General features: G+C 64.7%; 11 protein-coding genes and 1 pseudogene (1 of these 12 only partly in view). 4 read left to right on the forward strand and 8 right to left on the reverse strand.

Annotation, left to right across the window (positions count from 1 at the left end; genetic code table 11):
• A protein-coding gene (locus MJ8_RS28390) for a M23 family metallopeptidase (RefSeq protein ID WP_201411892.1) crosses the window boundary here: on the forward strand, positions 1-1889 show its 3' portion. 91 nt of this gene lie to the left of the window's left edge; the window shows 1889 of its 1980 coding nt (coding positions 92-1980); its start codon lies off the left edge, out of view; its stop codon occupies positions 1887-1889.
• A gap of 30 nt (positions 1890-1919) precedes the next feature.
• On the opposite strand, the gene MJ8_RS28395 is transcribed toward MJ8_RS28390, so the two are convergent.
• On the reverse strand, positions 1920-3473 hold the full coding sequence (locus MJ8_RS28395; RefSeq protein WP_201411893.1) for an MFS transporter: 1554 nt from the start codon (positions 3471-3473) through the stop codon (positions 1920-1922).
• Between the two features lie 208 nt (positions 3474-3681).
• On the opposite strand from MJ8_RS28395, the gene MJ8_RS32605 reads away from it, so the two are divergent.
• The 3 genes and pseudogenes from MJ8_RS32605 (at position 3682) to MJ8_RS32490 (ending at position 4313) form a co-directional block, all read left to right on the forward strand.
• Positions 3682-3867, forward strand: coding sequence for a TMEM175 family protein (locus tag MJ8_RS32605; RefSeq protein WP_263649381.1), 186 nt, complete (start codon positions 3682-3684; stop codon positions 3865-3867).
• A gap of 17 nt (positions 3868-3884) precedes the next feature.
• Positions 3885-3941 (forward strand): annotated as a pseudogene (locus MJ8_RS32610) (hypothetical protein); the annotation flags it as partial.
• Between the two features lie 105 nt (positions 3942-4046).
• The gene (locus MJ8_RS32490; RefSeq protein WP_225248349.1) at positions 4047-4313 is read left to right on the forward strand and encodes a hypothetical protein; all 267 of its coding nucleotides are present in this window, start codon (positions 4047-4049) and stop codon (positions 4311-4313) included.
• Here MJ8_RS32490 and MJ8_RS28405 read toward each other — a convergent pair.
• From MJ8_RS28405 to ptsP, 7 genes are all read right to left on the reverse strand, one after another.
• Entirely contained in the window at positions 4287-5831 is a 1545-nt protein-coding gene (locus MJ8_RS28405) for a L,D-transpeptidase family protein (RefSeq protein WP_201411894.1), read from the reverse strand. The genes MJ8_RS32490 and MJ8_RS28405 overlap by 27 nt on opposite strands.
• Positions 5832-5970: 139 nt before the next feature.
• Positions 5971-6330: an MmcQ/YjbR family DNA-binding protein gene (locus MJ8_RS28410; RefSeq protein ID WP_201411895.1), complete on the reverse strand. Its 360-nt coding sequence runs from the start codon at positions 6328-6330 to the stop codon at positions 5971-5973.
• A gap of 117 nt (positions 6331-6447) precedes the next feature.
• On the reverse strand, positions 6448-9054 hold the full coding sequence (gene clpB, locus MJ8_RS28415) for an ATP-dependent chaperone ClpB (protein ID WP_201411896.1): 2607 nt from the start codon (positions 9052-9054) through the stop codon (positions 6448-6450).
• Between the two features lie 220 nt (positions 9055-9274).
• Entirely contained in the window at positions 9275-10294 is a 1020-nt protein-coding gene (locus tag MJ8_RS28420; protein WP_412177078.1) for a DUF4167 domain-containing protein, read from the reverse strand.
• Positions 10295-10598: 304 nt separating this feature from the next.
• Positions 10599-11477: a peptide chain release factor N(5)-glutamine methyltransferase gene (gene prmC / locus MJ8_RS28425; RefSeq protein WP_201411898.1), complete on the reverse strand. Its 879-nt coding sequence runs from the start codon at positions 11475-11477 to the stop codon at positions 10599-10601.
• Complete coding sequence (prfA, locus tag MJ8_RS28430; RefSeq protein ID WP_201411899.1) at positions 11470-12549, reverse strand: peptide chain release factor 1; 1080 nt, start codon at positions 12547-12549, stop codon at positions 11470-11472. Before prfA ends, prmC begins: the two co-directional genes overlap by 8 nt.
• 8 nt (positions 12550-12557) lie before the next feature.
• Entirely contained in the window at positions 12558-14828 is a 2271-nt protein-coding gene (gene ptsP / locus MJ8_RS28435; protein WP_201411900.1) for a phosphoenolpyruvate--protein phosphotransferase, read from the reverse strand.
• Between the last annotated feature and the right edge of the window lie 14 nt (positions 14829-14842).

The raw sequence follows: 14842 nt of genomic DNA on the forward strand, positions 1-14842 counted from the left end.
TTTCGGCGCGCTGGTTGTCGGGCACGTTCCTTACCGGCGTTACATCGAGTGTTTTGATGGGCGTGGCCCTGTTTGCCGCCCTTGATGGCCGCCAGCAACTGGCGACCCCGCCCGAAATCGCCGAGCTCATCAGCCTTGCCGGCGGCGGCGATGATTCGGGCGAGCAGGCAAAGACCACAAGACTGGTAGCGCCCCGCCAGATCGCCCGGGCAAAGGACCGGCGTCGCATGGAAGTGTCGATGGTCACCAAGGTCGGCGACCGTGACGTTATCCACACCATGCCTTTCGTGCAGATCAAGATGGCCTTGGCCGCCGGCCACACCACCAACCGCCCCTACCCGCCATTCGACCCGATGCAGGTGTTCGGCGACGACGGCGACGACAATGCGCAACCGGCAACGGCCGCCGCGGCCGCCGGGCAGATTTACGGTGCCAAGGTCGAAAGCGAGATGAGCCTGAAGACGGTCGATTTTCCGATCGAGACGGCTTCCTTCGACGAAAAGAGCGACCTTTCCGCCGACGAGGTGGAAAAGGTGGTGCGCGACGCCAGCAACGGCCTGAGCGACGGCGCCGTCCAGGTGGCAGCGCTGCATTATGTCGATCCGCAGCGATTCGGCGACGCCTTCGCCGAATCGATGGCCGGCTCCTATGACGTGAAGATCACGCAGGAGAATGTTTCGGTGGCGCCGCGGGCCACGCCGGACGATCAGGCGCCGGCCTTCGCCGAGGAAATCATTCCCTTCACCAAGGATACCGATATCGCCGAAGCCTTTGCCGATTCGGGCTACACCGGCGATGACGCGACCGGCATGGCGGAGGCGATCGGCAAGCTGTTGAACGCCCCGGCGCTGAAGGCCGGAACGGTGCTGCGCGTCGGTCTTGAAGTGCGCGGCGACATCGCCAAGGTCGTGCGCACCAGCGTCTATGACAAGACGACCCACATCGTCACCATCGCGCTTGACGACCGCGGCCAGTATGTGCCGGCGCAGGAGCCGGAGGCCAATCCCGAACTCCTGACGGCGTTCGATGATTCGCAGCCCGTCGTGGTGCGCGGCAATCTTCCCAATATCTATGACGGCATCTATCGCGCCGCCTATTCCTACGGCATGTCGAAAGCGATGACGCAGAAGCTGATCAAGCTTCTGGCCTCCGACGTCGATTTCCAGTCGCGCATTTCGCCGGCCGACCGCCTCGAGGTCCTGTTCTCGCAGCCCGACGGCGACGACCAGACCTCCGACAATTCCGACCTGCTCTATGTATCGGCAACCTTCGGCGGCCAGACGAAGAATTTCTACCGCTTCCAGATGCAGGACGGAAGCACCGACTATTTCGACGAAAACGGTTCGAGCGCCCAGCAGTTCCTGCTGCGCAATCCGCTGCCCGCCGGCAAGTTCCGCTCCGGCTTCGGCGCGCGGCGGCATCCGATTCTGGGCTATGTGCGCATGCATACCGGTGTCGACTGGGCGGCGCCCATCGGCACGCCGATCATCGCCGCGGGCAACGGCGTCGTCGAGAAGGTCGGCTGGGCCGGCGGCTACGGCAAGCAGATCATCATCCGCCACGCCAATGGCTACGAGACCTCCTACAATCACCAGAGCGCTTTCGCCAAGGGCATCGAACCCGGGATGCGCGTGCGCCAGGGCCAGGTGATCGGCTATCTCGGCCAGACCGGTCTCGCCACCGGTCCGCATCTTCACTACGAGCTGATCGTCAACGGCACCAAGGTCGACCCGATGCGCGTGCGTCTGCCGGTGGGCAAGGTGCTGAAGGGCGACGATCTCGTCGCTTTCAAGCGCGAGCGCGAGCGCATCGACGATCTTCTGAAGCAGGAAGACGGCAACGCGCTGAAGGTTGCCAGCGCCAAGACGGATTCGCAGCTTCCCAATTAGTCGCGTAAATTAGCCGCGAAAATTGTTGAACTATTCGCCTGAATGGTCGCCTTGCCGCGGCCAGGGTGACGCCTGCCCGGGCACGGTGAGCCAGGCGACGATCGACGACAACACGCAAAGCAATGTCGTGACAGCGGCGACCGCGGCAAAAGCCGAATCGCTTGCCGTAATCCGCAATGCATCGAGATTGGCCGCCAGGCCGGCTGCGGGCGGCTCGCCGAAACCGGGAATACCGACAGGGTTGCCGGTCAGTCGTGCATAGACGAAAGCCGCCAGCGAGCCCATCGCCGCCACCGCGATCAACCCGCCGACGCGCGAGACGGCATTGTTGATGCCTGACGCAGCCCCCGTGTCTTTGTCTTCGACCGAGGTCATGACCGCCGTCGACAGCGGCGACACCACAAGCGCCATGCCAAGCCCCATCAAGGCCATCAGCGGAAAGGCCCCGGTCCAGAAACGATGGATGCCGGCATGAGAGAGCAAGGCGAGCCCGGCAAAGGCGATGGCGACGATGAAGCTGCCGGCGGCGATCGGCAGACGCGGGCCGATCTTGTCGGACCACTGGCCGACCGGCCCTGACAGCAACGCGATCGATGCCGACAACGGCAGGAAGATGAATCCGACCTCGGCCGAGCTCAACCCCCAGCCCGCGATCAGGACCATCGGCAGGTAGAAAAGGTTCGCCGACAGCGCGAAATAGAGGAAGAAGGTCGCCAGATTGGCGCCGGCGAAGGCGCTGATGCGAAACAGGCCGAGATCGATCATCGGCTCGCGCTGCCAGCGCTCGTAGAGGATGAAGACGAAAAGCAGGACGACGCCGGCGATGATCGCCGGCCCGGCCATCATCCCGCCGCCCTCGGCGTTCATCGCCGTCAATCCATAGGCCAACGATCCGAACGCCAGCGTCGCCAGCGCCGCGCCCCCGAGATCGAGGCTGCGCTTTTCAGTCGGCTGGTCGGCCGGCACCTTGGCCAGAAGCAGATAGATCGAGATCAGTCCAAGCGGCAGGTTGATGGCGAAGATCGCGCGCCAGACACCATTGCCGAAGGTCGTCAAGACGAAGCCGCCCAGAACGGGACCGAGCGCGGTGGTCAGCGCCGACGCGGCGGCCCAGATGCCGATCGCCCGGCCGCGCTCCTTCTTCGGATAGGCCTTGGCGATGATGGCGAGGCTGCCCGGCACCATGATCGCCGCGCCGATGCCCTGGATGGCGCGGAAGGCAATCAATATGGCCGGGTTGGGTGCCACCGCGCAGGCTAGTGAAGCCGCGATGAACAGCGCGATGCCGGTCACGAAGGCGCGCCGCAATCCAAACCGGTCGCCGGCGGCGCCGCCCGCCAGGATGAGCGCCGACAGCGTCAGCGCATAGGCGTTGGAAATCCACTGCGCTTCGGCCAGGCTGGCACCGAGATCCACACGCAATGCGGGCATCGCGATTGCCAGGATCGACCCGTCGATGAAGCCGAGCGCCGAGGCGAGGATCGCCGCCACCAGAACGAATTTCCGCCGCGTCTGAGGACAGAACGTGCCGTTCGCCCGCGCGGGCGAATGCGAATCGGCAATGGTTTCGTTCGCGGATGACATGAGATACCTGCTTAAACCCCTCATGTGGGCGCAACAACAAGCCAGGGCATCGCTGTTCTTGAAACCAGACGACAGAGCACGTTGCCGAAAAGTGTGAAGCGGTTTTCGGACGACATCATGCCCAGTCTCTTTGATTCAGCACCGGATGGCGAGGCGGGCTCAATCCTGATGCAAACCGCCGGTGGCGTGCTAGGTTCCACCATCATGCGTGAGAGGGGGAAGCCATGAAGCGGCCGCTCGAACCGTCGGCGGAAGGATCGTCGGCATAACCGACGGCGTCTTCGCCATAGCGCTGACCTTGATCGTGTTGGAGATCAGGGTGCCGTCGCATGAGGCGGTGCACTCGGAAGGCGAGCTGGTGCCGCGATCCTCGCGCTGGCGCCACGGTTCCTGACCTATGCGCTGAGTTTCCTGACGCTCACCATCTTCTGGTTTGGCCAGCAGGCGCAGCATGGCCTGATCGCAAGATCGGACCGCAGGCTGGCGACGCTCAACCTGTGTTTTCTTGCCTTCATCGCGCTGCTGCCGTTCTCGACCGACCTACTGGCCGATTTCCTGGAATTCAGGATCGCGGTGCTGGTCTACTGGCTGAACCTGCTGATGCTTGGCGCCACGCTGTTTGCGAGCTGGTGGTATGCCGACAGAAACGGCATGGTCGGCCGAGGATGTCGACGGCGGTACACGGCGCACCGTCTACAATCGCATCGTCAAGGCGCAGATTCTGTGGGCGGTCGGCGCGGCGCTTTGCCTGATCACGCCGCTGCTCAGCATCGTCTTCTGGTGCAGCTTATCTACGCTGCCGCGCCGCGCAGCTTACTGCTGCGTAAACTCATCGGTTGAAGTCCCGCCGACCTCAGCGATTGTTGCTCCGCCGACGAACTCCACCGTGACGCCCGGCGACACAAGCTTGGCGAGCTCTCGTGCATCCCAGTTGGTCAGGCGCACGCAGCCATGGCTCTCGGTCTTGCCGATCTTGGAGGGGTCGGGCGTGCCGTGGATGCCGTAGGTCGGCTTGTCGAGCGCGATCCAGACCGAGCCGACCGGACCGTTCGGTCCCGGCGGGACGGTGAGGATCTTGTCGTTCTGGCCCTGCTTGAAATTGATGTTCGGGTTGTAGGTGTAGTTCGGGTCGAGCGCGATGCGCGAAACGGCATGGATGCCGGTCGGCGACGGCGTGTCGGCCGAACCGATGGTCGCCGGATAGGCCGCGACCAGCTTGCCGCTGCCATCATACGCATAGACTTCCTTCTTGGTCTTGTCGGCGACGATACGCGTTACCGGCGTCGAGACCAGCTTGCCGAAATTGGCGACCTTGATCGTCGTGCCGGGGCGATTGAAGTCAACGCCCTTGTTGATCGACTTAAGATAGGTCTCGTCCATGTGGAAGCGCTCGGCCAGCGCCTCGGTAACCGAGGTGTAGCACATGCAGTTGAGCTTGGCCTTCTGGCTGTAGTCCTCGGGGATCGAGGCGACGTACGGGCCGGCCACGTCTTCCGGCGTGATCGTATAGTTGGCAAAGGGATCGCCGCCCGACTGGGCAAGCGCCGCCTGGATGCCGACAGCGTCGGTGGATTTCAGATTGGTGCCGTTTATTTCGTTGTAGGCGGCCAGCGCCTTGTCGACATTGGAGCCGAAGCGCCCGTCGATCACGCCCGGCGAAGCGCCGCCACGATCGAGCAGCACCTGCAGCGCGGCGACGTCCTGGCGCACCCCGAGCGACAGCGACGGATCGACCGTCGCCTTGCCGCCTGTATTGGGCGGCAGCGATGGCTGGGCGTCAGGGTTGGTCTGCAGCACCTCGCCCTGGCCCGGCTGCTCCGGATCGATCGACGCCTCATTCAGCGGCTGGCGCTTGATGGTGTTGGACTTCGGCGCCTCCGGATAGGTGGTGGCGTAGCCTTCGTCATTGTTGGGCGCGGGCGGATAGGCATCGACGGAATTGTCGCCGTTGGCATCGTATTCATCGACCGGCGGCGGGATGACGCGGCCGTTCTCCTCCAGTTGCCGGCGGCGGAAGCGGGCCATGTCCTCGGGATTGTCGAGATAATAGCGGTCGTCGTCCTCGGCCGGCGCGCGGCCGAGTTCCTGCATGCGCATCTGCCGGCGCAGCGCGCGGCGGTCGAGCCTGCTCCCAGGCGGCTGGATGGCGATCACCTTGCCGGTGTCGGCATCGACCAGCACGCGGTTGCCCCTGGCGTCGTAATAGATGTCGATATTGCCTTCCTGCGCCAGCACCAGCGCGCCACGCTGGGCGGGCCTCGTCGCCTGCACCGCACCATCCGCGCTCGGCGTGGCGAACGCACTGGAAGACACCAGCCCGGCCGCGAGTGCCGAAAGGGAGAAGATCAAGCGCAGCATGGGGGTCCAACTCTCCGGTCACGAGGCTCTTGGCGGGCGAATCTTCGCCAGCAAACCAGTCACCCAAATTAAGGTTCCAATATGAACCGGGCATGAAGATGGCGGTTTTCCGGCGTTTCACAATGATACCGAACGAATGTCAGCGCAGCCCCAGTTCCCCGCGCACCAGTTTCGTCAGCTTCAGCACCACCAAGCGATGGCTCTCGCGCAGATAATCCCTGAGTGCCGCATCATCCATGCTTTGGCTTGTCTGACGTTGGATCCATTTCATGCCTCGCGAGGCGAGATAAGGCGCCGGCCGGCAGCCTGGCTGATCTTTCAGCACGTCATAAGCCATCTCGGAACATTTGAAGGTGACGAACAGCCCGCCGCCCTCGTTTCGGCCGCCGATGGCGAACACCTTGCCGCCGACCTTCCAGACGTGGGCGCCACCCCACTGAACGACATGCGTCGTGGCGGGCAGCGACGCACAGAAGCCGTTGTAGTCGTCGAGCGTCATCGAGTCCTTCCAGCCATTCGAATCGGCAGCCGATTATGCGCGATCACCGGGAATAACAAAGCGCGCCGCCCCAGTCCGGTGCGACGCGCTTCGCGTTCATTGAACGTTCGATGGTGATCAGGCGGCGGCTTCCGTCGCCACCACGGTCGGCTTCGAGCGGAAGTTCAACCGGTCGGAGCCCGCGGTGACCTTGACCGTCGAACCGTCCAGGATCTCGCCGAGCAGGATCTTTTCCGCCAGCGGGTCCTGCAGCTCCTTCTGCATCACCCGCTTCAGCGGCCTGGCGCCATAGGCCGGATCATAGCCCTTCGAGGCCAGCCACTCGATCGCGTCATGATCCAGCGACAGCGTGATCTTGCGATCGGTAAGCAGGTTCTCCAGCCGCTTGAGCTGGATCTCGACGATGCGGTCCATGTCCTGACGGCGCAGCCGGTGGAACAGGATCACCTCGTCGACGCGGTTGAGGAACTCCGGCCGGAACGAGGCCTTCACCACGCTCATCACCTCGTCGCGCACGGCATCGACATCCTGGTCGTCGCTGAGATTGACCAGATATTCGGCGCCGAGATTCGACGTCATGATGATCAGCGTGTTGCGGAAGTCGACCGTGCGGCCCTGGCCATCGGTCAGCCGACCGTCGTCGAGCACCTGCAGGAGCACGTTGAACACATCCGGATGCGCCTTCTCGATCTCGTCGAACAGCACGACCTGATAGGGACGACGACGCACCGCTTCGGTCAGCGCGCCGCCTTCCTCGTAACCGACATAGCCGGGAGGCGCGCCGATCAGCCGGGCGACGGAGTGCTTCTCCATGAACTCCGACATGTCGATGCGCACCAGCGCGGTCTCGTCGTCGAACAGGAAGCTGGCCAGCGCCTTGGTGAGCTCGGTCTTGCCGACGCCGGTCGGACCGAGGAACATGAACGAGCCGATCGGCCGGTTCGGATCCTGCAGTCCGGCGCGGGCGCGCCGCACGGCCTTGGACACCGCCTGCACGGCTTCGCCCTGGCCAACGACCCGCTTGCCGATCTCGTCTTCCATGCGCAAGAGCTTCTCGCGCTGCCCTTCCAGCATCTTGTCGACCGGAATGCCGGTCCAGCGCGACACGACATGCGCGACATGGTCGGGCGTGACCACTTCTTCCACCATGCCGGTCTTGCCGTCCTGCGCTTCCGCTTCCTTGAGCTTTTTCTCCAGCTCCGGGATCTTGCCGTAGGCGAGCTCGCCGGCGCGCTGGAACTCGCCCTTGCGCTGTGCGATCGCCAGCTCGTTGCGCGACTCGTCGAGCTGCTTCTTCAGGTCGGCGGCAAGGCCGAGCTTCTGCTTTTCGGCCTGCCATTTCGTGGTCAGCTCGCTCGATTCCTCCTCGAGATCGGCAAGCTCCTTCTCCAGCCGGGCAAGCCGGTCCTTCGAGGCTTCGTCCTTCTCGACCTTCAGCGCCTCACGCTCGATCTTGAGCTGCATGATGCGGCGGTCGATCTCGTCCAGCGCCTCGGGCTTGGAATCGACCTGCATGCGCAGCCTGGAGGCCGCCTCATCGACCAGGTCGATCGCCTTGTCCGGCAGGAAGCGGTCGGCGATGTAGCGATTGGAAAGCGTCGCCGCCGACACCAGCGCGGAATCGGATATGCGCACCTTGTGGTGCTGCTCGTATTTCTCCTTCAGGCCGCGCAGGATCGAAACCGTGTCCTCCACCGTCGGCTCGTCGACGAAGACGGGCTGGAAACGGCGGGCAAGCGCGGGGTCTTTCTCGACATGCTTGCGGTATTCGTCGAGCGTGGTCGCGCCGACGCAGTGCAACTCGCCGCGCGCCAGCGCTGGCTTCAGCAGGTTCGACGCGTCCATCGCGCCGTCGGCCTTGCCGGCGCCGACCAGCGTGTGCATCTCGTCGATGAACAGGATGATGTTGCCGTTGGCCGAGGTGACCTCGTTGAGCACCGCCTTCAGCCGCTCCTCGAACTCGCCGCGATATTTGGCGCCGGCAATCAGCGCGCCCATGTCGAGCGCCATCAACTGCTTGTCCTTCAGCGATTCCGGCACGTCGCCATTGACGATGCGCAACGCCAGGCCTTCGGCGATCGCCGTTTTGCCGACGCCGGGCTCGCCGATCAGCACGGGATTGTTCTTGGTGCGCCGCGACAGCACCTGGATGGTGCGGCGGATCTCGTCGTCACGGCCGATGACCGGATCGAGCTTGCCGGCCCGGGCGTCGGCGGTAAGGTCGCGCGCGTATTTCTTCAGCGCGTCATAGCCTTGCTCGGCCCCGGCCGAGTCGGCGGTGCGGCCCTTGCGGATATCGTTGATGGCCTGGTTGAGCGCCTGCGCGGTGACGCCCGCCTTGGACAGGATGTCGGCGGTCTTGGCCGACTTCTCCATGACAAGCGCCTGCAGCAGCCGTTCGACGGTGACGAAGCTGTCGCCGGCCTTCTTGGCCAGGTCCTCGGCGGTGGAAAACACCTTGGCGAGAGGCTGGGCCAGATAGAGTTGGCCATTGCCACCTTCGACCTTGGGCATGGCTTCGAGCGCGGCCTCGACGCCGAGCTTGACGTCGCGGACGCTGCCGCCGGCGCGCTCGATCAGGGACGCGGCAAGGCCCTCATCATCGTCGACGAGGACCTTCAGCATATGTTCGGGGGTGAATTGCTGGTGATTGCGCGAGAGCGCCATGGTCTGCGCGGACTGGATGAAGCCGCGCACGCGCTCGGAATATTTCTCGATATTCATATGTGTCTCCTTCCATCACCGGCCCGCTTTGCGGCACCGGATCAGATTGCGGTGACGGACCCGCTCATAGAGCCGAGCCCTGTTCAGCCGAGATATGGTGTATGGGGCACGGTCCCTCAAGACGCCTTGATGTCGATCAAAGCAGAATATTCCAGCTGCGCACGAACGAAAACGGCGGAGATTGCTCTCCGCCGTCTGGGATGCCTGGATGGCGTCCGGATCAGTTGTTCGCGTCGGCCGCGACAGGCTCGCCAGGGGCTTCGCCGGCAACGGGCGCCGGGTCGTCGGCTACCGGCTCGATCGCCCGGTCCGCTTGCTCGGCCGGCCTGGCGCTGGCGTAGTCGCCATTGCTCGCCGCGCCGCGCGCTTCGCCGGAATTTTCAGCGCCGGCAGCTTCCGGGCTCAAGCTCTCCGGCTGGTCGCCCTGCTCGCCATTGCCGGCTTGCTCGGCATAATTGCCGCGCGGGCGCCGCGGGCGCCGTGGCCGGCGACTGCCGCCGGTGGAGGCTTCGTTGAGCTCCGCCTGGGCAGCGAGCGCGGCCGGCGAGAAACTGTCGAACTGCGGTGCCTGCTCGCCCTGGGAGCCGGCCTCGTCGGCCGCCTCGGGCTGCGCCTCGCTGCGGCGGTTCTGGTCGAACTGCTGGCTGCCCTGCTCGCCGCGCTGGCCGTTTTCGCCACGTTGACCGTTCTGGCCGTAGCCGCCATTGCGGCGGTCGCGATGCCGGTCGCGGCCGTTGTTGTCGCGCTGCCCCCCATCACGCTGACCACTGTCGCGGCGATTGTTGTTGTCGCGTCCGTTTTCCTGGTTGTAGGCGAGTTCCGCTGGCGTGCCTTCGATCACCGGCTGCGGCCCGGAGCCATTCGCCGGCGCCCCGGCGCCGTTGCCGGCATTGTCGAACTCGTCGCGATCCTCATCGAGATCGTCATCGAACTCTTCGCGGTTCTGCGGAACGTTCTGGATCGGCATCTGCGCCTGTGCGGCGGCAATGATGCGATTGTAGTGTTCGGCGTGCTGGAGATAGTTCTCCGCCATCACCCTGTCGCCGGAGCTTTGCGCGTCACGGGCGAGTGCGGCGTATTTTTCGGCGATCTGTTGAGCCGATCCGCGGATCTTCACGTCCGGGCCGTTGCTCTCATAAGTGCGGGTCAGGGGGTTCGGCCCCTTGCGGTTGTTGTTGTTGCCACCGCCGCCATTATTGTTGCGACCGCGCATGCGCCTGTTCTGCTGTTGTGGCCTCATTAGACTCTCTTCATAGTGAATTTTCGAAAAACTCTTCACGAACGGAGGCGCTCATGCAGCCAGCCGTTTCGTTTCTTCACCGGCGTTCGCCCGCATCAATTGCGTTGGCGCCACGTGCCATCCTGTTCCGGTTACATCACTTGCCGGATGATTCCCGCACGAAGCTTGGGCGTCGTTTGCGCAAGAAGGCAGCTATTTCCAAGGAAAACCGAATCGCTGGGAGCACTGCCTGCTTCGTCTCATCCGGTTGAGCCGGACCCTAACTGCATTCCCCTGTATTGCCAAGCGGTTTTTTCGCGCTGCATCAGGGCTTTCGCCGCTCGAACACCAGAACTCTGTCATTGCCGCCGAGGTCCCGGTAGGCTGCGGCCAGCCCATAGCCGGCTGCCGCAAACATCTCGGTGACCTCGTTTTTCTGCGTGTGGCCGATCTCGACCGCTATCTTGCCTTGCGCTTCCAGAAATCCTGCCGCCTCGGCGGCGATGACCCTATAGGGGTCCAAACCATCCGCGCCGCCGTCCAGGGCCCGGTGCGGGTCGAAATCGCGGACCTCGTCCTGCAGATTTCCGATCTCTCGACTCGGTATATAGGGAGGGTTCGAGGCAATTACATGGTATCGGCCCGAAACTTTTTCGAACCAATTGGAATTCAAGGCTTTGAAGCGCTTGCCGAGCCCCAGATTCCGGGCATTCGCGGTTGCGGTCGCCAATGCGTCGGGCGAAATGTCGACGCCCGTCGCGGTCGCCGCCGGAACGGCGCCAAGCAGGGCCAGCGCGATGGCGCCGGTGCCCGTGCCAAGATCGAGAATGCGGCATTCGCCAAGCCTTTCGGCCGTTGCCCGGGCGAAGGGCAGGACGGCGTCGACCAGCGTCTCGGTGTCCGGCCGGGGTTCCAGCGTCTCCCGCGAGAGCGATAGGCGCAAACCGTAGAATTCGCGGTAGCCGAGGATGCGGTGCACCGGCTCGCCTGCGACCCGACGCCTCAGGGCCAGTTCAACGGCTGAAAGCGCCGCCGGAGCCACCTCGTGCGCCGGCTCGGCGATCGCCTGGGTGCGGGTCGTGCCGGAGAAATGTTCCACGATCAGCCGGGAATCGAGCGCCGGATCGTCGATGCCGGCGGCGGCCAGACGCTGGCGCGCCGCCCTGAGCAGAGGCCCGAGCGCGGCGGGCAGTCGATCAGCCATCGAGGCTCATATCGGCTAGCAGCTTGGACTGATGGTCGGCAATCAGCGCGTCGATCACTTCGTCGAGTTCACCCATCATCACCCGGTCGAGCTTATAGAGCGTGAGGTTGATGCGGTGGTCGGTGACGCGCCCTTGCGGGAAATTATAGGTGCGGATGCGTTCCGACCGGTCGCCCGAGCCGACCTGCGATTTTCGCGAAGACGAGCGTTCTTCGTCGGCCCGGCTGCGCTCCAGGTCATAGAGCCGCGCGCGCAGGATCTGCATGGCGCGCGCCCGGTTCTGGTGCTGCGACTTCTCCGCCTGCACCACCATGATGCCGGTCGGCAAATGGGTGATGCGCACCGCCGAGTCGGTGGTGTTGACGTGCTGGCCGCCGGAGCCCGAGGCGCGCATCGTATCGATGCGGATATCCTCCGCCCGGATTTCGATATCGACCTCTTCTGCCTCGGGCAGCACGGCCACCGTCGCCGCCGAGGTGTGGATGCGCCCACCGGCTTCGGTCTCCGGCACGCGCTGGACGCGGTGCACGCCGGATTCGAACTTCAGATGCGCGAACACGCCCTTGCCCGATACCGAGGCGATGATTTCCTTGTAGCCGCCGACCTCGCCATCGCTGGCCGACACCACCTCGAAGCGCCAGCCGCGCGAGGCGGCATAGCGCTCATACATGCGAAACAGATCGCCGGCGAACAGCGCCGCTTCGTCGCCGCCGGTGCCTGCGCGGATTTCGAGAATGGCGTTCCTTTCGTCGGCCGCGTCCTTCGGCAGAAGCAGGATCTGGATGTCCTTCTGCAGCGCCTCGATGCGGGTCTCGACTTCCGGCAGGTCCGCCTCGGCCAGCGCCCGCATGTCGGCATCCGTCGCCTTGTCGGCCAGCATCGCCTCGAGGTCGGCCTGTTCCTGCTCGGCGGAGCGCAACGCCCGGATCTTGCCCACCATCTCCTGGATGTCGGCATATTCCGACGCCATCTTGACATATTGATCGGCGGCTGGCCCGGCCGCCATCTGCGCTTCGAGCATATCGAAACGCTTGACGACTTGATCCATACGGTCGCGGGGCAGGTTGATCATGATGGATGCTATAGCGGTATAGAGCGGTCGTCGGCAAAGGCCTGCAGCAGCGCCCGCATCGGCGTCCCTTGGGCCGGCGCCATCAGATTGTCCTTGAAGAAGTCTTTCAGCTCCTGCAGCGGCAGCTCGGTCAGCATCGCCTTGACCGGGCCGATCGAGGCGGGCGACATCGAGATCGAGCGGAAGCCCAGGCCGATAAGCGCCATCGCCGAGATCGGTTTGCCGGCAAGCTCGCCGCAGAGCGTCACCGGCGTGTTGTTGCGCACGCCGGCATCGGTGATCGTCTTCAGCACCCGCAGGAACGGCGCCGAAAGCGTGTCGAAGCGGTCGGCGAGCTGGGTGTTGCCGCGATCGACGGCCATGACGAACTGGAAGAGGTCGTTGGAGCCCACCGAGACGAAATCCACCGCCTTCATCAATTCGTCGAGCTGGAACAGGAGCGAGGGCACTTCCAGCATCGCGCCAAGCTTGAGGCTGGTGGGCAGATGATGGGCAAAGCGCGACAGATGACGGACCTCGCGGTCGATGATCTCGCGCGCCTGAGCGATCTCCGACAGCTCGGTCACCATCGGCAGCATCAGCTTCAGCTCGCGGCCGCCGCTGGCCTTCAACAGCGCCCGAATCTGCGTCCTGAGCAGGCCGGGACGATCGAGCGTCAGCCGGATCGCCCGCCAGCCGAGCGCCGGGTTTTCTTCCTGGACCGCGCCCTTGAAGTAAGGCAGGACCTTGTCTCCACCGATATCGATGGTACGGAAAGTGACGGGCTTGCCGCGCGCGGCGTCGAGCACGTCGCGGTAAAGCCGCTCCTGCGCCTCGGCGCGCGGGAAGGTCGAGGCGACCATGAACTGCAATTCGGTGCGGAAGAGCCCGATGCCGGCGGCGCCCGATTCGGTCAGCTGCGGCAGGTCGACGGCGAGACCCGCATTCATCAGGAGATCGACCGGAACGCCGTCCTTGGTCAGCGACGGCTTCTTGCGCAGCTCGCGATAGACTTCCTGCCGCCGCGCCCGGAAGCGGACTTTTTCGGCGTAGGCGGCTTCCAGGTCGGATTGCGGCCTGAGATGGATGGTGCCTTCCTCGCCGTCGACGATGATGGCGTCGCCGTTTTCCGCCATGGAAACGGCGCCCTTCATCTGCCCGGCGACGGGAATGCCCATGGCCCTTGCGACGATGACGACATGGCTGGTGGCGGCGCCGTCCTCCAGCACCAGGCCGCGCAGCTTGTCGCGCGGATAGTCGAGCAGCTCGGCCGCGCCCATCGACCGGGCGACGATGATGGCGTCCTTGGGCAGCGAGGCCGCGACATCCTCCGGGCCGCGCCCCATCAACTGGCGCAGGAGCCGGTTGGCGAGGTCGTCGAAATCGCTCATCCGCTCGCGCAGATAGGGGTCGGTCATGTGCAGCATGCGCGCGCGCATGTCGCTCTGCACCTTCTCGACCGCCGCTTCCGCCGTCAGACCGTTACGGATCGCCTCCTCCAGCCGCCGCACCCAACCGCTGTCATTGGCGAACATGCGATAGGCTTCCAACACCTCGCGGTGCTCGCCCTCGAAGGCGACCTCGCGCCGCTCCAGCATGTCGTCGATGGAGAGCCGGAGCGAGCCGAGCGAGGATTGCAGTCGGCGCACCTCCTCTTCGCTGTCCTCGTTGAACAGGTTGGTGACGACGATGCGCGGCTCGTGCAGCACGACATGGCCGAGCCCGACACCCTCGTTGAAGGAAAGCCCGGTGAAGCTTGCCGGTCGGCTGAGGTCGAGCTCCAGTCCGGGCCGGGTGAGGCGCGCGAGATCGCCGGTGGCGATCATCTCCGCGATCACCATCGCCGTGGTTTCCAGCGCCTCGACCTCGTCGTCGCGGTAGTGGCGCATGGTCTTGTTCTGCACCACGAGCACGCCCAGCGTGCGCCCCGCCCTCAGCACCGGCACGCCGAGGAAGGAATTGTAGATCTCTTCGCCCGTCTCCGGCAGGTAGGCGAAAGCCGGATGCTCCTGCGCGTTGGAGAGGTTCAGCGGCCGCGCGCTGGCGGCGATCGTGCCGACCAGGCCCTGTCCGAGCCTGAGCTGCGCCAGGTGGACGGCGTTCGGGTTCAAACCCTCGGTGGCGTAGAGCTCGAGCACCGAGTCCGCGCGCAGCACGTAAAGCGAGCAGACTTCGGCGACCATGTTGGAGGCGATGTCGCGCACGATGCGGTCGAGCCGCTCCTGCGGCTCCAGCGGCTCCTGCATGAGCTCGCGAAGCCGTTTGAGCAGAACGCGCGGGCCACTGGCCGTATCACGCATCGCGGCTTGTTCTC

This window comes from Mesorhizobium sp. J8 (assembly GCF_016591715.1).
GTDB lineage: Bacteria > Pseudomonadota > Alphaproteobacteria > Rhizobiales > Rhizobiaceae > Mesorhizobium.